Source organism: Rhodanobacter sp. FW106-PBR-R2A-1-15 (assembly GCF_058789735.1).
Window position 1 is genome coordinate 1 of record NZ_JBYTEM010000030.1, and the last position, 19,107, is coordinate 19,107.

Sequence of the window (19,107 nt, forward strand, 5' to 3'; positions counted from 1 at the left end):
CGCGTCCATCAGGTCGTACAAGTGGGTCACGCGCTGCATCGTGATCGTGGCCAGCGGGATCGCCACTTGCGAGTCGTACACGCTGGCGGAGGTAAGTACCGCGCTGATCGGAATCATGCCGTCGGCCACGTCCAGATGCAGCTTGTAGCCGATCCAGGTGGTCGCGAAGCCCTGGCTGTTGCGCTTGGCGCCCACGTCGCATGCCGCAGGCAGGTCGGCGAGCATAGCTGGCAGGCTCATGCCGGCATGCTGGCGTTCGATGCGGGTGGGCTCCTTGGCCGGACGCACTTCATCCTTGCGTGGCCGACCGCGCTTGCGCGGCGGTGGCGACGGCGCGGCTGCGGTCTTGCGCGGGCGCTCGCGTGCTTCGATGGCGGTGGCATCGCGCGACACGTGCCCGACCAGGGCGCCGCCCAGCGTGCGGCGGATCAGCCATTCATGCACCCGTGCCGCCAGGCCTTGCTCCGCAAACGCCGCGAACGCGCGCGAGAACAAGGAGGCATTCAGCGGCTTGCGCCGACGCGGATCGAATCCGCACAAGCGACGCAGCAGCGCATCGGCGTTGAGGCGCTCCACCAGGTCCGAGGTCTGAGTCAGGCCCAGCACCGCCTTGGCCACGAAGGCCCGTGCCAACGCCATGCGTTCCTGCCGTGGCCGGCCCACCCGCCCGCGCGTCGACGGCACGAACCGCTCGATTTCAACCTGCTCCCAGATGCGCAGCAGGCCCTCCATCGCCGGCGTCAGCCGCTGTCCGACATCCGCCTCGACCAAGGGCACCAACTCGTGCTGGAAGTGACGATGGAATTGCGTCAGGCGATCACGTACGGCAGTATTCATTCGGCGGGTGTTGGTGGCGCTTCGATAACTCCATCATGCCTTCAATGGCGGCACCCGCTCTACTTTTTTCGCCACCTCCGCTGGCGAAAAATTCGGCCGCAATGGGGAATTTTGCAAGCGGCTCTAATTACGCAATAATTACTTGATAATTAAAATCTCCGCCTCCTACGCTGCCCTCGTCATGGAACTGCCATGACGCAACCGCAGGAGACTGAGATGGACACGAACGAGAACATCCGCAGCAACGCGCAGGACGATGTCATCGAACTCGGCATCGCCAGTGTCGAGACCCGGGGCCCCGGCGTCGGGATTGAATTGGCCGGTCCTGGCCAGCAGACCTTCGGTGCGATCGCCGAGGAGTGATCAACCGGGCGCGTCGTTCCGACGCGCCATCTCCCGCGCCAGGGGAAAGCACCTATGCAATACCAACTGCGCGATAGCCTATCGTTCTGCGTTGTCGACGGCTACCCAATCTTCTTGGACATAAGCGGCGATCGCTATTTCATGCTTCCGACGACTTTGGAGCATGCATTCACCGCATATATCGAGGGACGTGACTTATCCACTTCGTCCCTACGTGCCTTGCTCGGACACAAAATCCTGCTTCCCGCAGGACACCTCGATCGAAGATGCCAAGCGTCGATTGCCAAGCCGACGACACACAGTGCGATGGAGGATCAAACGGAAGACGATGGCGTATCCGCTCGCGTGTACCTCGAGGTTTTCACGATCGTTTGCAAGATCAGAAGCCGCCTTCGAAGAAAGGGCCTTTACCCGCTACTGAATGACTTGGCCGCCCATCGCAGAAACAAGGGCGGCCCCACAGACACAGTCAGCTGCAAGTTCATCGAAGCGAACACAGTCGCAGCCGCCAACCAATTCCGCTACGCACGAAAGTGGGTTCCCCTCGGAACCACATGTCTCCTCGACTCGCTGTCGCTGGTCACATACCTGGCAAACCGCCACCTTTCGGCAGACCTCGTGTTTGGCGTGATGCTCTCGCCCTTCTCAGCCCATTGCTGGGTCCAGTTTCACCACATCGTTTTGAACGAAACGGTCTCCAGCGCGGCCGCACATACGCAGATATTGGTGTGGTGATGAGCTACAAGTTCCTCGCACTTACAATCGACGAAAACCGGAATACCCCGCAAATCCATGCCGCGACCTGGAAGACTATCGACATGCAATGCCGTTTGTCGCAGGACGGCCTCCAGGTATTCGTCGCAGGCGACACGCCCACACTCGCCATTCCTGGCCACGGGATTCTGATCGGCCGGCTGTTCACCAAGCATGGGCAGCCTGTCGTCGGAGAGCTGGCTTTGGATCGAACTGATGCATCTCTCCAAAAGTACCTTCTGGAAAACTTCTGGGGTGAATACGTCGTCGTCGAGCCGAAACGAGGGAACGAGAATGCCATCAGGTTCCTGCGGGACCCTTCTGGCGGCATGCCATGCTTTTACTCCGCCAACTCAGGTGTCGGATTTGTCACGTCCAGCGTCTCGCTGGTAACCGAGCTTGGACTTTGCAGCCGGGAGGTGGACTGGGATTTTGTCCTACATACGCTGGTGTATACATACCTCAAGTCGGAGCGCACGGGCCTTCGGGGGCTCCGAGAGCTGCTGCCCGGTTGTTCGCTGGACATCGAGGGTAATCACGCCTCCACGAGAGCAGCCTGGTCGCCATGGACATTCGTCGCGCCAGATCGACGCCACGCCGATCTCACCGAAGCGTCAGCCAGCATCCGTGACGCCATTTCCTTGGCCGTGAGGGCATGGGCGGAAGTGGATCGATCCGTACTGCTTGAGCTATCGGGTGGACTCGACTCATCGATAGTAGCCGCCTGCCTACGCAAAGCCGAAGCGAAGACTACCTGTTGCACCATGGTTGCGCCCGTGCCAGGAACGGACGAACGGCAATACGCCAGGCAGGTGACAGATCATCTTCAGTTCGAGCTGCTGTCTGCGGAGATTGACCTAGAGAATGCCAAGTTCAGCTTTCCGCCACCGCAAGACTCAGCCTCGCCAGGAATGGGGATCCTTCATTACCCCATCGATTCCGCGATTTCGGCACTTGCGAGCGACCTTGACACAACCAGCCTCTTCTCCGGTGCCGGGGGCGACACCATATTCTGCTACTTGCAGGGTGCGACCCCTGCGGCGGATGCATTCAGGGAGAGAGGGATTTCCGCCGGGATCACCGCCATCCTGGATCTGTCCTCACTGCATCAATGCACCCTGACACGGGCCGGACGATTGACACTCGGGAAGCTGATCCGCGGAGCCAAGCCACATTGGAGACCCAATTACGAACTACTAGACCAGTCGAGATGCAGTACACCGTTCGACGCGCACCCGTGGTTTGATACACCGGAAAACGCGCTTCCCGGGGACCAGGAGCGGATATCCGACCTGGTTGGAACACAGTCGTTCCGCGACGGGATCGCACGCAGTGCCCGCTGGCCGATGCGTTATCCGCTTCTCTCGCAACCTGTGATGGAAGCATGTCTAAGCGTACCGACATGGATGTGGATCACTGGCGGCCGGAACAGATCCGTCGCACGAGCGGCGTTCTCCGATGCACTTCCCAGCAGCGTTTTGAATCGCAGAAGCAAAGGCTCCTACACCAGGTACTACGCTGCCATCTACGAGAGGAAGAGGGACAGCATGCTGCGCTTCCTGGCGGGCGGCGCACTCGCATCACGAGGACTCCTTGATATGGACGAACTCCGACGCGAGGCTGGATCCGTCCACCGGCCGGAGAGCCCGTTGAACACACGGGTATTCGATCTTTGCATGGTCGAGAACTGGATACGCCATCAGGGCACCTTCCCCTCGCCCCGTCGCCCGTAAGCACCACCAGCATTTATCGTCGATTTCATCACGCGCCAACGTGCGTACTGAGGCAGCTTCATGGGATTCGGATCTTCGTATCCCTGCAACCAGAATCTGAACCAATCGACGTTTCGCTCGTAAACGGCCAGCTTGTGCCTTGGCTGGAACTTGATATGCGGCTCGTCAGGAAAAACATACATGTCCGCCCTCCCGTTCCGGATCAGGGGAAGCGTGTATTCCACCGCCATCAGGTACTCCTGCTCCGGCATCTGGAACAGGACGGGGGCTTCGACCTCGTCCAGGTTGAACACCGGCGACATCATCCTCCATCGCCTCGGGCTCTCTTCAGGCGATCCGAGTTGCCAGTTCTGCCTTACTACGTCGCGAAAGCCCTTTCTTAGGCTGTTGAACAGATACCAGTTCGGAGTAAGGGACGGCGACGAGATCGAGGCTGCTGACAGCAGGCGAGATCGCATGAGTGTCCACATCGTCACCTCGCTTCCGTAGCTCAGGCCACCCATACCAACTCTGGCGGGATCAATGCGGCCGCGTTTGGCAAGCATGTCCACCGCGCCCTCAACTGCTGAGAGGCCTTGGTCGTAATACCTGGCGACATCGATATAGCCAGGATTTCCGTTGATACACAGTGCAGAAATTCCATAGTCAGCCAGTGTTGCCAACGGCCATTCGTCCCCGACGCCACCACGCAAAAACCCCTCGCAGCTGTAGTACATCACGAACAATGGAGCCCGAGCTGCTCCTGGTGTTGCAAACAGCCAGCCGGAGTACTCCTCTCCATGCTTACCTTGCCATTGGAGGAGCTCAACGTGCTCCGTCGCCGCCATATCCGACGCCAGCGCCGCATTCGGATCGAACAGCACCGTTCTTTGACCCGTATCGATATCGATCGCCTCAAGGCGCGGCGGACGGTCGGCTTCCGCGGTAACGCACGCCAGTACAGCAGCAGAGACACCGCAAGGGACGTCCTGGAAACGCTGTTGCGTGCTGTCTCCTCCGAGCAATCCACGAGATCGAACGACCAATTCGACCTTGCCCTGCTTAACGTCCCACCAATAGATCGACTGCCCCCTCCCCTCGTGCCGATCGGTGATGGTGAACAGCACTTCATCACTCTCCGGGCGCCATTCGATCCCCGTAATGTTCTTGCCCGTGCACGAGGGATCCAGGCATTTCACCGATTGGCGAGACTTCGCGTCCGGCAGCACGGAGAGTTCGACGTCCGGTTTGGTAAATCGTCCTGCCGAATCTCCTACCCTTGTCAAGAGAGCGACACGGCCGTCGTTTGGATTCAGTGCCCATTTCCATGGCTTCAGGCGCTTCAGCATTTCCTTGATCGTGGCAGCCCGCTCTGATGTCCCTGATTGATCAACATCCCGTTCCTGCAATGTGTCGAGGTCGACTTCTTTCCACCGGCTTGCCACCTTGCTCAGCAACGGACTCGGTTCAAACCACTTCCCAACGAAGCGCTGGGTGGTCGGCCGTCCCTGCACCTGGCTCGAGCGGAACAATCCAGCCCCGATGAAGATGGTGTCATCGGTGTGCACGCCACTGTCGTACTCCGCCTGTTCCGCAGCATCGATCTCCTCCCGCGTCGCCCCCACGCTGTACCTCAGGACTGCTCCATCCCTGCTCAACTCGAAGTCCCGGACATCCGCCGGGCCGGACGTAATGGGGGCAGCACCCGAGCCATCCGCTGCGGCACGCCATACCTCGACTTTCCCCTCGACAAGCGCGCGGTAGAGGATGGCGCGGCCATCGTGTGTCCAGACCGGGTTTGTGGGAATCGAAAGTCCGGTCGAATAGTCGCGAAGCGGCGCTCCGCCATCCGCGGCACGCTGCGGTGGCCCGGCCCCATCCAGGCGCTGGATGTACCAAAGGGTGTCATAGCGGTTGCGCTCGGCCGATGCCCTCTCCAGCCGGAAAGCCACGTTCTTTCCGTCAGGCGAGACGACAGGGCCAACGATGTCTGCGACCTCCAGCAATTGTTTCGGCGAGATGTGCATAGGTTGGGCGGCAACCGCGAACGAGAGTAGCGTTGCAACCAGCAGCAGCAATAACCATCGCGCGCGCCTTCTGATGCGATCTTTGGATGGCCCCAACCATGCACCAGCCTCGACTTCTGTCGATCCTGCACCACAGGTCATGTCGACAGCCTCACCAATGCTTGGACAGGCCGACGCTCAAGAACCTTCCGATCGCCGAATAGTTCGTGGAATCGTAGGGGACGTCGGTCATCGCGACCGGCGTATACAGAGGAGGTGCCCTGTTGAGCAGATTCTGGCCAGTAAAGGAGAGTTCCAGCCCCGTCCACGGGCCACGAAGCCCTCCGAAGGCGTAACGGATTGTCGCGTCGAAGGTCGTGAATGAAGATGTCTTCTTGCCCGAGGTGCGACCGGTCACGCCACCGACATATCTCGCAAATATCGAGGCGGTAAAGCCCCCACTGCCCCAAACGGCGCCCAAACGGGCATTGACCTTCGCGGGGTAGAAGATGGAGCCTGACAGATCGAATGGCGGCTGATTCGCCGTGTTTTTCTGCCAGCTATCCAGCCAGCTTGCCGACCCGCGAAGCGTGAGATTCCCAGCGCCCAAGTCCATCCGGTACGCTCCGGTCAGATCGACGCCATCAATATGCTGCCGCGCTGCATTGGCATACTGAGCATATGCAATGGCGACCACCTTGTTGGGGTCGTAACCAGCGCCGGAGAAGTTGTAGAAAGCCTGGGAGTAGGTGGCCAGGACTGCTGCCAGATCTTCGGCACTCGGTGAGTACCGGATGAAGTCGGCGAGCGCAGGATTGCTCAGGCTCTGGCTGTACACCGGAAGCGGCTGCACCACGCGTTGGTCATAGTTGATGCGGAACCATGTCAACTCTGCCTCAAGCGCGAGCAACGCTGCCGGATGAAAGGCCAGGGAGGTCGTCAGAGTATTTGCGCGCTCCGGCTTGAGCTTCGGGTTCCCGCCGAACGCCATCAGCACGGTGGCGTCGGATGGATACCCTGTCCCGCCCACCGCACTGGCTTTCCAAAGACCCGCAATTCGGTTTGCGTACAATTGGCTCAGCATGGGTGCCTTGAACGATTTTCCCCAGGACACCTTGAGGGTGAAATCCTGGTCCGGGCCGTATATCACCCCAAGCTTTGGCGTCGTGACACTGCCGAAGCTGTCGTAGTTTTCCCTGCGCAACGCGGCAGAGAACTCGAGCCTCCGGACCCCGGCGACATCCATGTCCGGGCCAACAAATGGCAGATTCAGCTCCCCATAGACATGGCGACTTCTCTGTTGTCCGCTCTCGCGCGAGCCTCTGAGAAGCGAGTGGTTTTCATACCGATTTGTTCGGGTTCCCGCCCCCACAGCCAGTCGTGCGTCATCGCCAGGCAGCGTGAACAAAGGGCCTTCTGCTCCCACCTCGAACGACTTACCCTCGTTGCAGTAGCAGGAGTGAAGCGCAAGGGTCGACGCCCCCGTCCCTACCGTCACCATCCGTGTCCTGTTGATGTTTCGGTCCCTGCCCCATGCCGCCCCAACAGACCCTGTCCAGTCGCCGGGAAGGGCAAACTCGATGTTCGGCGCCACCGATGTCGTGGTGGTATCCGAGTAGTTCTCGTAGTAGAACCTGCCATAGTTCTGGTACCAGGTCTGGTTTCGTTCCGTCCTGAAAGCATCCATCTGAAGCTCGACACGATCGCTCAAGGCCTGATGGACACTGAGCAAGCCGCTGTGGAGGTCACTTCCAGGGTAGAGGACGAACGGCTCATTCATGTACGCCGTGTAGTTACGTTGGCCCGCGCGAATCGGGTCCACGGTGGTGTCCTTGTACGTCGCTATCAGCCCACCACTCGCCCAGGTTGTGCCGGCAACCGCGGTGTATTCCCTCGTCGTCAGCCCACCGTCCGTTGCCCCGCCGTAGCGAGCACCGACAGTCACTCCGTCAAAGTCGCGCTTGAGCACCACGTTGCCGACGCCGGCAACCGCATCGGAGCCGTAGATGGCTGATGCACCGTCGGCAACGATGTCAATGCGGTCCACCGCCGCCACCGGGATAGCGCTGATGTCTACCGCCTGGCCGAAGCCGCTATTGGGAAGACGTCGACCATTCAATAGCGTCAGCGTGGCATCTGCGCCGATTCCTCGCAGATTGAGGCTGGATCCCCCCGTTGCGTTTTGGTTGTAGGTATTTCCTGAGCCTGTCGCTGTGATGACGCCAGGATTCTGCCCACCCGAGAAATTCTGCGGCACGCTGCGGATGACTTCGCCGAGATCGGTGAAGCCTTCCTGCCGGATCTGCTCGCTGCTGATCGTGATGACCGGTGATGGCGTGGTGCCGCCGCGGATGCGGGTTCCGGTGACGGTCACGGTCTGCAGGTTGGTGGCTGCTGGGGCCGCGGACTTGTCGGTCTTTTTTTTCGGTTGCGTCTTGGCCGGCGCGTTGGTCACCTGCGCCCTACCCTGCGTGGCCGTGTCTGTCGTGGTGTCCTGGGCCATGGCCCACTCGCAGGTGCCGGTCCCGGCCACGAGCAAGGCGATGGAAATGGCGTTGCGTAGCGTGCGTGTCTTCATGCTGCGTCCTTTGCTTTCCCCTGATTGACGCCTTGCCGGTCGCTGCTTGATCACGGGCTCGGATCGCGCTTCTCAGCGCATACAAACCTGCCGCCAGCTAAGCCGCCATGTCTCTGTCTTCACCCCCTCACTGGCTCCGGCTGGATTGCATTTGCACCGAACCGCCAGCGAAAGCCCATTGCTACGGTAAACGTAGCATTGTTAACACTACGTTTTACGTAGCATCGATGTCAAGCCCCCGTCGGGAAGCTGCTGTATATCGAAACTGATATGCGCTTATGACCGAGAAGTGCCCGGCAACCATCTACGGCCGTCGCCTACGCGAGGCACGGAATAGCTATCGGAAAAAAGGGACGTGGCCAATCAAGGGCAAGCCTACCGGCGACGGGCATATCGGCCGACAGCTCTGACCGATCCGCTGCAGCACAGTGACAGCATATGTCTCAGCAGCCACTGCCATGCCAGGACTGCCGCGTCTGGAACTGCCAGGTGTCCCGGCGCATGTCACGCAGCGCGGCATCAACAGGGGCACGATCTTTCTCGATGCGGACGACCGCTACCATTTCAGGCGCCTGCTCCGCAGAGCTTGCCGCGATCATGGCATTGTGCTGCACGCGTTCGTTCTGATGGACAACCACTTCCACCTGCTGGTTACGCCGGATGTCGTCGGAACTGCGTATTGCCACCGACTTGACCATTCATTGCCAACAGAGCTGACCAGTTCCGGCAAGTAAGCTGACCAGCTTCGCCAATCAACTGCCCAGTGGGCAGTTCGCTGCCGGAGGTGGTCAGCTGCTTGCTGTCTTGATGAAATCATTCTGGGTGCTGCGGGCTTGCCTGCGCGCCCAAGGCGTGTATGCCAGGAGGCCAAAGACACGTGTCAGGGCGACGTCCCCCCGCTTTGAGTAGCGGTGCGGTTTAGAGTCCGGGGTCACTTTAACTGTTTCGCATAGGCGGCGGGTGTCAGTCCGCCCAGCGCCTTCTTCGGTCGTTCCTCGTTGTACTCCCGCCGCCAGCGTTCGATCTCGGCCCGGGCGTGCAGGAGGCTCGGGAACCAGTGCTCGTCGAGGCATTCGTCTCGCAGCCGGCCGTTGAAGGATTCGATGTACGCGTTCTGGTTTGGCTTGCCCGGTTCGATCAGGCGCAACTGCACGCCACGCGCGTGCGCCCAGATGACCATCGCCTTGCCGCAGAACTCCTTGCCGTTGTCGCTGCGAATCACCCGCGGCAGGCCACGGCTGAGCGCCAGGCGATCCATCACGCGCGTCACGCCCAGACCGGAGATCACCCGCTCAACCTCGATAACCACTGCCTCGTGAGTGGCGTCATCGACCACCGTCAGGCACTTGATGACGCGTCCCTCGGCGGTGCGGTCGAACACGAAGTCCATCGACCAGGCCTCGTTGGCTGCCTTGGGTCGAACCAGCGGCTGCCGCTCGGCAACAGACACCTTCTTGCGCTTACGACGTCGCACCTGCAGCTTCGCTTCCTGATACAGTTCACGGGAAAGGCGGGAAAGGTGTCAGGGACAATGTGGCCGCCGCGGTGGTCTGCCGAGTGCCCGAACCGTGGCGAAACGCCCTGTCCTTGCCTCGACCCATGCGCGGAATCGATCCGTGCCCAGCACCTTCTGTTGCTGCAGGTAGTCGCGAATCTCGGCCACCAGCTCAGTGGGCAGTGCATCCTCGAACAAGGCACGGTACGCCACAGCGCGAGCGGCGGAGTCGGTACCGAGCGCAAGATATTCGGGATGCGCCACAAGCAGAGGATCTTCCCGCTCGCCCGCATGAGCGCCGTAGCTCGACCACGGATAGTCGGCCGGCCGAGCGACCATCCAGGCCCGCACCGGATTGAGCTCGATGTAGCGGCTACATGCCAGGAAGTACGATCCCGAGTCCACCAGGCACGCCTTGTAGCGCCCCTCCCACAACGTGCCCGTGCGACCGTGGCGACCATTGAACAGCCCGGCATAGTTCCGCGAGAAGGTATGCATCAAGCGCGACAAGGCCACCTCTTCACCCGGCGTCAGCAACAAGTGCACGTGATTGCTCATCAACACATAGGCATGCAGCCTGCAACCAAACCGCCCCAACGCCTGCCGCAGGCATTGCAGGTAGCGCTGGCGGTCAAGATCATCCAGAAAGCATGGCAATCGATTGTTGCCCCGCTGCACCACATGCTGCGGAATGCCGGGAAGATCAAAGCGAGGTTGCCGAGCCATACCCACAGCATCGCCGCTCCACCAGCCGACCGCTGTCAGCCCAAACCGCCCCCACCCATCGTCCAAACCACCCACCCGCCATCAGGCATTGTCCCTGACACCTTTTCTATGATTCTGTAATCAGGTAACCACTGATGACGAAGAAGATGTCGACGCCTATGAAACCACCCGGGAAGTTCGCTGGCGAATAGTGATAGGCAACTACCGCCAATACCGCCAGCGCACGCATGCCATCGATGTCCGGCCGATAGAACCCCTTTGGGTGCGCGCGGTTGAAGATGTCTCGGATGGCCATCGACAGTCCTTTGCGGAGAGAGTGTCGAATTGCAGTCGGTGCATTCAGTCAGAAGTGTCATCCACGCGGAGCGCTACATAACGTTGCGGGTGAGAGCCGAGTTGTACGAAACGGATCCGACCGTGGACAAGCACCAAGGCGCACCAGACAATCCAGCGTTCCATAACCAGGCTTACATATTCTGGTAGAGTTGTGCTAATGCATCATCGTCGCATCACGCGTGGCGCACAAGCACCAGACGTGCCAAGCAGGAAAATCGGGCGAGACGTCATGAGGTGGATCGATGGGCATCAGACAGATGTCACGCCTGGCCGTTGAGCGCATTATCGCGCGCTTCGGTTATGAGCTAAAGATTGTTGGCTCTCCCCCCTCAGGGTACTCCAGCTTTCTCCGTCGCATGGTGGAAGCAGGAGTACGACCGCGAACCGTGTTTGATATAGGGGTGGGAAACGGTACGCCCTGGCTTTATGCGGCGTTTCCGCAAGCCCATTTCGTGTTGATCGAGCCGCAAACGGAGTTTGAGCCGGTGCTGCGCGAGATCTGTGGGCGCATTGACGCCGAGTACCATCTGGTAGGGGTCGGCAGCAAGGAGCAACACCTGCCGATTTATCGCTTGTTGAGCAGTCCTACAGGGTCGTCGTTCTTGCCACCGAACGCAGATACCGATCAGCGGTGGGGAGCATCCGAAAAGTCTGGCGAGATACACGTCGTCCCACTGGATGCCTATCGTGAGCAGCCGGCTCCGTTTTTCGTGAAAATCGATACGGAGGGCTTCGAACTCGAGGTGTTGCGTGGCGCCGTGAAGGTACTGGAACAGACCGATGTCGTTCTCATGGAGGTAGCCATATCGAAACGGCAGGAAGGAGAGCCGGATTTGATCGAGATCGGGGCATTCATGAAAGACAATGGTTTTCGCTTGATTGATTTTCCCGTACTTACCCAGCAGGCAAGAGGCGGTCCACTTCTTTATGTGGATGTCGCGTTTGCGCGGGCCAGGCAGTTGTGATCCGAACCGGTGGCTGGATACGGCCGCCTTTCCCTCGCGCCAGAGCGAGGTTGGGAAAGGGGGTCCGGGCATGCGTGCAAATCTCCGGCTGTGGCAAGCAGGGGGCGCAGCGTAGGGGAGGGCGGCACGTCAGTGCGTCAAGGAGCGCGGCAGGATCGCGAAGTTGGGGTAGTTGTTGTAGGCGGTGGTACCGCTGGGTTTCACGCTGCGCGATTCAAAAAGATTCCGGCCAAAACGGGGTCAGGTTCACTTACAGCCGCCAGTCACCCTGATTCAGCTTCTTGTCCCTCTCCGGCCAAACCGGGCACAACGCCTCCCCCGCCTCCATCAACTCCACCCAGTCGGAAAGATCCCCCTTTTCCCGGCAGCGTAACCGACGCGACATAGCCCCAACCAGCGGCTCGGCTACACGTTCAGAGGGCATCGTCGGAGGCTTGGGCGAGGAGTTCATCGAGCATGTCCGTGCGGTCGAACAAGGTGAAGTATTCTCGTACATCAGCCATGTTGCTTCCCGTACGTCAGACACGCAAGTCGCGAGCCAGAAACGACTTAGCCGCGCACCAATTTTCCCATATCCTGCAGCCGGTGATGCAACGACTCGGCACTGAAATCGAGTCCGTTGGGCCAGGCCAACGCACCCAGCTTAATGTCGTGCTGCGCAAAGAACGCCGAATCGCGCAATGGCGCGGTCAACGGTGTGTCGGTATCCACGAAGGGTTTAAAGTCGAATACGCCGGCCGCGCCATCGGAGAAGCTCAACGTGAGTTGGTAGTCGGCTCTCAGTTCGACAGCGGTCAATTTGATCATGACCGACTCCAAGGGTACGGCTCAGGGTTGCTGTGCCAGTACCTTTGCACTCTGTGACTCAGAGGCGCTGGATCCCGGCTTTCGCCGGGATGACGAGCCAAACCAGCACCTCGGAGGACGTGTCACATATTGCGGCGGTATTCGCCACCGACTTCGTAGAGAGCATGGCTAATCTGCCCCAACGAGTTGTACTTCACCGCCTCCATCAACTGCTCAAACACATTCTTCCGCTCCCTGGCCGTGTTCTGCAAGGTCCGCAAACTCTCCGGCGCCAACGCATTCCGTGAATCACCATACGTCTTCACGTTGCCAATTTGCGCCCCCTTCTCCTCGGGTGTCGAGCGGATCAACTCGATCTCGGTAGCAATCTCCCCGCCATGATCCTTCGGCAGGAAGGTATTCACGCCGATCAACGGCAGCGACCCATCATGCTTTTTCTGCTCGTAATACATCGATTCTTCCTGAATCTTCCCACGCTGATACATGGTGTCCATCGCGCCGAGCACCCCGCCGCGCTCGCTGATCGCCTCGAACTCCTTGTACACCGCTTCCTCGACCAGGTCGGTGAGGGTATCGACCACATAGCTGCCCTGCCACGGGTTCTCGTTGAAGTTGAGGCCGAGTTCCTTGTTGATGATCATCTGGATCGCCACCGCGCGGCGCACGCTTTCTTCCGTCGGCGTGGTAATGGCTTCGTCGTAGGCGTTGGTGTGCAGGCTGTTGCAGTTGTCGAACAGCGCGTACAGCGCCTGCAGCGTGGTGCGGATGTCATTGAACTGGATTTCCTGCGCGTGTAGCGAGCGGCCGGAGGTCTGGATGTGGTACTTCATCATCTGGCTGCGGCTGCTGGCACCGTAGCGCTCGCGCATGGCGCGGGCCCAGATGCGGCGGGCGACGCGGCCGATGACGGTGTATTCCGGGTCCATGCCGTTGGAGAAGAAGAAGCTGAGATTGGGCGCGAAGTCGTCCACCTTCATGCCGCGGGCGAGGTAGTACTCGACGATGGTGAAGCCGTTGCTCAAGGTGAAGGCGAGCTGGCTGATCGGGTTGGCGCCGGCTTCGGCGATGTGATAACCGCTGATGGATACCGAGTAGAAGTTGCGCACCTTGTGGTCGACGAAGTACTGCTGGATGTCGCCCATCATGCGCAGCGCGAATTCGGTGGAGAAGATGCAGGTGTTCTGCGCCTGGTCTTCCTTCAGGATGTCGGCCTGCACGGTGCCGCGCACGCTGGATAGCGTCTCGGCCTTGATCCGCGCGTAGGTCCCGGCATCCACCAACTGGTCGCCGGTGACGCCGAGCAGGCCCAGCCCCAGGCTATCGTTACCCTTGGGCAAGTCGCCGGAATACTGCGGACGGCCGTTCGGGTACATCGCGGCGATCTTCGTTTCCGCCGCGGCCCAGCGCGCGGGGTCTTCCCTGAGGTACTTCTCCACGTTCTGGTCGATCGCGGTGTTCATGAACATCGCCAGGATCATCGGCGCGGGGCCGTTGATGGTCATGGAGACGGACGTGCTTGGCGCGCTCAGGTCGAAGCCGGAGTACAGCTTCTTCATGTCGTCCAGCGTGGCGATGTTGACGCCGGAGTTGCCAATCTTGCCGTAGATGTCCGGGCGCGGCGCGGGGTCTTCGCCGTACAGGGTGACCGAGTCGAACGCGGTGGACAGGCGCGTGGCGGCGCCGCCCTGGCTGAGGTAATGGAAGCGGCGGTTGGTGCGCTCGGGCGTGCCTTCGCCGGCGAACATGCGGGTGGGGTCTTCGCCGCTGCGACGGTACGGGTAGACGCCGCCGGTGTATGGGTAGTGGCCGGGCAGGTTTTCCTTGCCGAGGAAGGTGACCAGTTCGCCCCAGTCCTTCGACTTCGGCGGCGCCACCTTCGGGATCTTCTGGTGGCTCAGCGACTCGCGATAGTTGTCGACACGGATGACCTTGTCGCGCACCTTGTATTCGTTGACGTCGGCGGTGACCGAGGCGAACAGCGCGGGCCATTCGCGCAGCTGGCGGATGGCTTCGTGGGTGATTTCCTTCAGCGCGGCGTTGTAGCGCTGGCGCAGGAGCAGGAGGCTGCGGTCCACACCTTCTCCCCTCTCCCCTCGGCGACCGTCAGGGAGTCCCCTTGCGGGTGAGAGGGGTTGGGGGTGAGGGTTCAGGGCTTGCGTGGAGCTGCTCGCTCCGACCGTACCTTCACCCTCGGTTCCTCTCCCAGAGGGAGAGGGAGGCGAAGCAGGCTGCAAGTCGGCGTTGCGGTACGGCTCCAGCGGGCGCGGCAGCTTGTCGTCATCCAGTTCCTTCAGCGACTCGTAGTAGTGCTGCGCCTTGCTGGCGTATTCGGCCTGGGTCTCGATGCCCTTGTTGATGGCGCGGCCCTGCTCGGCGATCTCGGCAAGGTAGCGCACGCGACTGCCGGGGATCAGCACGGTGGCGCGCGGTTCTTTCAGGGTAGTGTCGAGCTGCGGCGTCCACTTCTCTGCGGGCAGGTGCAGCTTCTCGCGCAGCAGCCGGCACAGGTTGCTGAACATCCAGGTCACGCCCGGGTCATTGAACTGGCTGGCGATGGTCGGGTAGACCGGCACGTCCTGGTCGGCCACCTTGAACGCGGTGTGGTTGCGCTTCCACTGCTTGCGCACGTCGCGCAGCGCGTCTTCGGCGCCGCGCTTGTCGAATTTGTTCAGCACCACCAGGTCGGCGAAGTCGATCATGTCGATCTTCTCCAGCTGGCTGGCCGCGCCGTAGTCGCTGGTCATCACGTAGACCGGGAAGTCGACCAGGTCGGCGATCTCCGAATCGCTCTGGCCGATGCCGGCGGTTTCGACGATGACGAGGTCGTACGGCTGGCTCTTCAGGAAGTCGATGCAGTCATGCAGCACCACGCTGGTGGCGGCGTGCTGGCGGCGGGTGGCCATCGAGCGCATGTAGACGTGGTGACTGCGCAACGCGTTCATGCGGATGCGGTCGCCCAGCAGCGCGCCGCCGGAACGGCGACGCGTCGGATCGACCGCGAGCACGGCGATGCGCATGTGCGGGAACGCGTGCAGGAAGCGCAGCAGCAGTTCGTCGACCACCGACGACTTGCCGGCGCCGCCGGTGCCGGTGAGGCCGAGCACGGGTGTGTGCCTGCCGGCCAGCTTCCACTGCTTGCGCTGGTGTTCGAGCTCGCCGTCGCGGAGCTTGCCTTCCTCGATGGCCGAGAGCATGTGCCCGACCGAGATCTCGTCGTCGATGTCGACCTTGGGCAGTGCGTTGGTCTCGGAACTGGCACGCTGCGCGGCGGCATTCCTGGCGCGTTGCATCACGTCCTCGATCATGTGCACGAGGCCCATGTGCATGCCGTCGTTGGGGTGGTAGATGCGTTCCACGCCGTAGGCTTCCAGTTCGTGGATCTCCTCCGGCGTGATGGTGCCGCCGCCGCCGCCGAACACGCGCACGTGGCCGGCGCCGCGCTCGCGCAGCATGTCGACCATGTACTTGAAGTACTCGACGTGGCCGCCCTGGTAGGACGACAGGGCGATCGCATCAGCGTCTTCCTGCAGCGCGGCGCGCACCACATCCTCAACCGAGCGGTTGTGGCCGAGGTGGACCACCTCCGCGCCCTGCGACTGGATGATCCGTCGCATGATGTTGATCGCCGCGTCGTGGCCATCGAACAGGCTGGCCGCGGTGACGAAACGCAGTGGGGTGGTTTCCGTCTGCGGGGCGCTGGCGGGGACATGCTTGGCGGGGGAACTCATGGCAACTCCGGACATCGTGTGCTTGAACCAGTCAATTCTAGTGGATCGACGGCAGTCACGCGGAATTGGCCCCCTCTCCCTTTGGCGACCGTAGGGAGTCCCTTTGCGGTGAGGGGGCTGGGGTGAGGGTACGGGGGGCACCGAAGTTGAAGACCGCGCAGGATTCGGCACTTCGCTCCGCGCGCACCCTCATCCGCCCTCCGGGCACCTTCTCCCAAAGGAGAAGGGATGTCACATGCAGAGCGCGAGGTCCGGGCTGCCCACCACGCGCTCGCCCACCGGCTCGCCGCGCATGAAGGCGAGCGCGGCGTCGATCACTTCGGGCGCGTCCAGCACGCGGCGATGGCCCAGGCCCTGCGTGGTATACAGGCGCGCGCCGGGCCAGAACCGGGCGTAGCGTTCACCTTCGGCCCACGGCACGTCCTCGTCGTCCAGATCGTGCACGATCAACGCGGGCTGGCCCAGCGCCGGCAGCCGGCGATCCACCCGCAGCTCGTCGATGTGCACGCCGGTGCGCCGGTGCAGCCATGCATAGAACGGCGGGCGCAGGTAGCCTGCCAGGTGCACGAAGCGGAAGAAGCGCCGCGCCGCCGCCTTCATGTCGGCGGCTGGCGCCACCAGGATCAGCCGCTCGGCATGCCAGGCCTCATCCTGTGCGAGGGTGAGCGCCGCGCCGCTGAGCGAATGGCCGATCGCCAGCGCGGCGTTGCCGTAATGCATACCGACGGCGCGGATCGTGGCGATGAATTCCGGCAGCGTGCACAGCTTGCCGCTGCTGTGGCCGTGGCCGGGCTGGTCGAAGGTGACCACCGCAAAACCCAGCGCACGCAGCCGCGCCACCCACGGCAGGAAGCGCAGGCCGAAACTGGACCAGCCGTGCGCCAGCAGCGCGTAGGGCTGGGTCGACGGATCGCCCCAGACGTAGGTGGCGATGGTTTCGCCGTTGACCTGCAGCTGGCCGCGCTGCATCTCCGCGTCGCCCCGGGCGGCCCGTGCACGGCTGCGGCTGCTGGCGAACGGGGTGGCGAACAGGCGCGCGGCACGGTTTACCGTGCGCTGCGGCGCGAGCCGGCCGCCCAGCACGAAGCCGGTGCGCACGGTGGCGAGCTTGAGTCGATCGATGACGGTGGACATGGGCGTTGCCTCAGGTTTGCCAGCTGCGCCACAGGCGCTCGAACGCCGCCCGGGTGCGCTGGCCGGCTTCATCGAAGCCGAACAGCCCGGCGTCGTGGTGCAGGCCGAGCATCAGCGCATAGATCTCGAAAGCGAGCTGGGCGACGTCGGTATCGGCGCGCAGTTCGCCCAGCCCGACCGCCTGCGTGATCGCCTTTTGCAGCTCGTCGCGCCAGCCGGCCTGCTGCCGCACCACGCCATCGTGCAGCGCGCCGTCGCGGCCGTCGTACTCGCTCACGGCGGACAGCAGCACACAGCCGCGCTGGTGCTCGCGGCTCCATTCGAACCAGTTCGCAACGATCGCGCGCAACCGCGGCAGGCCCTTGGGCTGCTGTAGCGCCGGCAGCAGCACCTGGGCCACGAAACGCTGGCGGCCGGTATCGAGTACGGCCAGCTGCAGGTCTTCGCGCGAGCCGAAATGGGCGAACACGCCACTCTTGGACATGCCCACGTCGCCCGCCAGGCCGCCGATCGACAGGCCCTCCAGCCCGTCGCGGCGGGCCAGCGCGTAGGCGTGGTCGAGGATGGTGTCGCGGGTGGCCGCACGCTTGCCCGGAAGGGTTGCCGTCTTCATGGTCACGAAAAATAGCACGATCGTTCGTTCCATATCAAACGCAAGCTCACGCGGCCTCGGCAAACCTTGCGGGTATGCTTTGCCACTGCACGCCAAGGAGGATCCCCATGAAATTCCGCAACCTGACCATCCCGCTGGCCACCGCCCTGCTGGCCGCCTGCGTCACCTCGCCGACCGGCCGCTCGCAGCTGATGATGGTGTCGGACAGCCAGATGAGCCAGATGGGCCTGAGCGCGTTCAACGACATGCGCAAGCAGGGCAAGTTCGTCGACGCCCCGCGCGAGCGCGCCTATGCCACCTGCGTGTCCAACGCGCTGATCGCAGTGCTGCCGCCGCCATGGAACACCCAGCAGTGGGAAGTGCAGATCATCGGCGACGACACGGCCAACGCGTTCGCCCTGCCCGGCGGCCGCATCGGCGTGAACCGCGGCATGTTCAAGATCGCCACCAACCAGGACCAGCTGGCGGTGGTGCTGGGCCACGAGTTGTCGCACGTGGTATCGCGCCATGGCGCCGAGCGCGTGTCCGACAACATGGCGGCGCAGGCGGCGGTGGCCGCCGGCACCATCTATGCCGGCTCGCGCGGCAGCGACGCCGGCAACGCCGCGGCCCTGCTCGGCGTGGGCGCGGAGGTGGGCATCCTGCTGCCGTTCTCGCGCACCCAGGAAAGCGAGGCGGATACGCTGGGCCAGCGCTACATGGCGCAGGCCGGTTTCGATCCACGCGCCGCGGCAGCGTTGTGGGGCAAGATGGGTGCACAGGGCGGCAGCAAGCCGCCAGCGTTCCTGTCCACCCACCCTTCTTCCGGCAACCGCGCGCAGGCGCTGGATCGGCAGGCGCAGCTACTGCTGCCGGTGTACCAGCAGGCGCGCGCCAGCGGCCACGCGCCGAACTGCCGGATGTAGATGACGAGCCTGCGCCGCACTCCTGCGCCTGCGGCTTGCTGCGTCGCACCACCGCCTGCGGGGACGACGTACTAAACTTCTCGCTTTGATTCATCGCCCCGACTCCGCTCGGGGCGATGAGTTTCAGGCGTTTTCACACCCCCAGGCAG

At 62.2% G+C, this 19,107-nt stretch carries 15 protein-coding genes and 1 pseudogene; 6 read left to right on the forward strand and 10 right to left on the reverse strand.

The features are described 5' to 3' along the window. Positions 1-837: transposase family protein (locus tag AC3WTD_RS14405; RefSeq protein WP_492614190.1), on the reverse strand; the 837-nt coding region annotated here is incomplete at its 3' end. A gap of 216 nt (positions 838-1,053) precedes the next feature. Between AC3WTD_RS14405 and AC3WTD_RS14410 the strand changes: the two genes are divergently transcribed. The 3 genes from AC3WTD_RS14410 to AC3WTD_RS14420 are packed head-to-tail and all read left to right on the forward strand — an operon-like array spanning position 1,054 to position 3,686. Continuing rightward, positions 1,054-1,200, forward strand: a complete 147-nt coding sequence (locus AC3WTD_RS14410) for a benenodin family lasso peptide (RefSeq protein WP_492614191.1) — start codon at positions 1,054-1,056, stop codon at positions 1,198-1,200. A gap of 54 nt (positions 1,201-1,254) precedes the next feature. Further along, positions 1,255-1,935, forward strand: coding sequence for a lasso peptide biosynthesis B2 protein (locus AC3WTD_RS14415; RefSeq protein WP_492614192.1), 681 nt, complete (start codon positions 1,255-1,257; stop codon positions 1,933-1,935). Then, positions 1,935-3,686: an asparagine synthase-related protein gene (locus tag AC3WTD_RS14420; protein ID WP_492614193.1), complete on the forward strand. Its 1,752-nt coding sequence runs from the start codon at positions 1,935-1,937 to the stop codon at positions 3,684-3,686. The genes AC3WTD_RS14415 and AC3WTD_RS14420 overlap by 1 nt, the downstream gene beginning before the upstream one ends. On the opposite strand, the gene AC3WTD_RS14425 is transcribed toward AC3WTD_RS14420, so the two are convergent. Both AC3WTD_RS14425 and AC3WTD_RS14430 read right to left on the reverse strand, forming a co-directional pair. Continuing rightward, a complete protein-coding gene (locus AC3WTD_RS14425) occupies positions 3,653-5,743 on the reverse strand; it encodes an Atxe2 family lasso peptide isopeptidase (protein WP_492614194.1) in 2,091 nt (696 codons plus the stop codon). The genes AC3WTD_RS14420 and AC3WTD_RS14425 overlap by 34 nt on opposite strands. Before the next feature lie 100 nt (positions 5,744-5,843). After that, entirely contained in the window at positions 5,844-8,249 is a 2,406-nt protein-coding gene (locus tag AC3WTD_RS14430; RefSeq protein ID WP_492614195.1) for a TonB-dependent receptor plug domain-containing protein, read from the reverse strand. A 458-nt stretch (positions 8,250-8,707) separates the two neighbouring features. Here AC3WTD_RS14430 and AC3WTD_RS14435 point away from each other — a divergent pair, with 458 nt between their 5' ends. Then, positions 8,708-8,983 (forward strand): transposase, encoded by a 276-nt coding sequence (locus tag AC3WTD_RS14435; RefSeq protein ID WP_492614196.1) that lies wholly within the window; start codon positions 8,708-8,710, stop codon positions 8,981-8,983. Between the two features lie 197 nt (positions 8,984-9,180). On the opposite strand, the pseudogene AC3WTD_RS14440 reads toward AC3WTD_RS14435, so the two are convergent. The 3 genes and pseudogenes from AC3WTD_RS14440 to AC3WTD_RS14450 all read right to left on the reverse strand — a co-directional run. Then, positions 9,181-9,747 (reverse strand): annotated as a pseudogene (locus AC3WTD_RS14440) (IS3 family transposase); the annotation flags it as partial. 24 nt (positions 9,748-9,771) lie between these two features. Then, entirely contained in the window at positions 9,772-10,470 is a 699-nt protein-coding gene (locus tag AC3WTD_RS14445) for a transposase (RefSeq protein ID WP_492614197.1), read from the reverse strand. A gap of 106 nt (positions 10,471-10,576) precedes the next feature. Continuing rightward, the gene (locus AC3WTD_RS14450; RefSeq protein ID WP_492614198.1) at positions 10,577-10,765 is read right to left on the reverse strand and encodes an acyltransferase family protein; all 189 of its coding nucleotides are present in this window, start codon (positions 10,763-10,765) and stop codon (positions 10,577-10,579) included. A 283-nt stretch (positions 10,766-11,048) separates the two neighbouring features. On the opposite strand from AC3WTD_RS14450, the gene AC3WTD_RS14455 reads away from it, so the two are divergent. Continuing rightward, positions 11,049-11,771, forward strand: coding sequence for an FkbM family methyltransferase (locus AC3WTD_RS14455; protein ID WP_492614199.1), 723 nt, complete (start codon positions 11,049-11,051; stop codon positions 11,769-11,771). 549 nt (positions 11,772-12,320) lie between these two features. Here the strand turns inward: AC3WTD_RS14455 and AC3WTD_RS14460 are convergent. The 4 genes from AC3WTD_RS14460 to AC3WTD_RS14475 form a co-directional block, all read right to left on the reverse strand. Beyond that, entirely contained in the window at positions 12,321-12,578 is a 258-nt protein-coding gene (locus tag AC3WTD_RS14460; protein WP_492614200.1) for a DUF2442 domain-containing protein, read from the reverse strand. Positions 12,579-12,700: 122 nt separating this feature from the next. Beyond that, positions 12,701-16,306: a methylmalonyl-CoA mutase family protein gene (locus AC3WTD_RS14465; RefSeq protein WP_492614201.1), complete on the reverse strand. Its 3,606-nt coding sequence runs from the start codon at positions 16,304-16,306 to the stop codon at positions 12,701-12,703. A gap of 231 nt (positions 16,307-16,537) precedes the next feature. Continuing rightward, a complete protein-coding gene (locus tag AC3WTD_RS14470; protein WP_492614202.1) occupies positions 16,538-17,440 on the reverse strand; it encodes an alpha/beta fold hydrolase in 903 nt (300 codons plus the stop codon). Positions 17,441-17,450: 10 nt separating this feature from the next. Continuing rightward, positions 17,451-18,053: a TetR/AcrR family transcriptional regulator gene (locus AC3WTD_RS14475; protein ID WP_027491202.1), complete on the reverse strand. Its 603-nt coding sequence runs from the start codon at positions 18,051-18,053 to the stop codon at positions 17,451-17,453. 107 nt (positions 18,054-18,160) lie between these two features. Here AC3WTD_RS14475 and AC3WTD_RS14480 point away from each other — a divergent pair, with 107 nt between their 5' ends. Beyond that, on the forward strand, positions 18,161-18,958 hold the full coding sequence (locus tag AC3WTD_RS14480) for a M48 family metallopeptidase (protein ID WP_492614203.1): 798 nt from the start codon (positions 18,161-18,163) through the stop codon (positions 18,956-18,958). The last annotated feature ends 149 nt before the right edge of the window (positions 18,959-19,107 follow it).

Coding starts and splice junctions, on each gene's coding strand:
- AC3WTD_RS14470 (WP_492614202.1), bottom strand. CDS start 17,440: ATGTCCACCGTCATCGATCGACTCAAGCTCGCCACCGTGCGCACCGGC.
- AC3WTD_RS14435 (WP_492614196.1), top strand. CDS start 8,708: ATGCCAGGACTGCCGCGTCTGGAACTGCCAGGTGTCCCGGCGCATGTC.
- AC3WTD_RS14430 (WP_492614195.1), bottom strand. CDS start 8,249: ATGAAGACACGCACGCTACGCAACGCCATTTCCATCGCCTTGCTCGTG.
- AC3WTD_RS14415 (WP_492614192.1), top strand. CDS start 1,255: ATGCAATACCAACTGCGCGATAGCCTATCGTTCTGCGTTGTCGACGGC.
- AC3WTD_RS14445 (WP_492614197.1), bottom strand. CDS start 10,470: ATGGCTCGGCAACCTCGCTTTGATCTTCCCGGCATTCCGCAGCATGTG.
- AC3WTD_RS14420 (WP_492614193.1), top strand. CDS start 1,935: ATGAGCTACAAGTTCCTCGCACTTACAATCGACGAAAACCGGAATACC.
- AC3WTD_RS14460 (WP_492614200.1), bottom strand. CDS start 12,578: ATGATCAAATTGACCGCTGTCGAACTGAGAGCCGACTACCAACTCACG.
- AC3WTD_RS14410 (WP_492614191.1), top strand. CDS start 1,054: ATGGACACGAACGAGAACATCCGCAGCAACGCGCAGGACGATGTCATC.
- AC3WTD_RS14450 (WP_492614198.1), bottom strand. CDS start 10,765: ATGGCCATCCGAGACATCTTCAACCGCGCGCACCCAAAGGGGTTCTAT.
- AC3WTD_RS14480 (WP_492614203.1), top strand. CDS start 18,161: ATGAAATTCCGCAACCTGACCATCCCGCTGGCCACCGCCCTGCTGGCC.
- AC3WTD_RS14475 (WP_027491202.1), bottom strand. CDS start 18,053: ATGAAGACGGCAACCCTTCCGGGCAAGCGTGCGGCCACCCGCGACACC.
- AC3WTD_RS14455 (WP_492614199.1), top strand. CDS start 11,049: ATGGGCATCAGACAGATGTCACGCCTGGCCGTTGAGCGCATTATCGCG.
- AC3WTD_RS14465 (WP_492614201.1), bottom strand. CDS start 16,306: ATGAGTTCCCCCGCCAAGCATGTCCCCGCCAGCGCCCCGCAGACGGAA.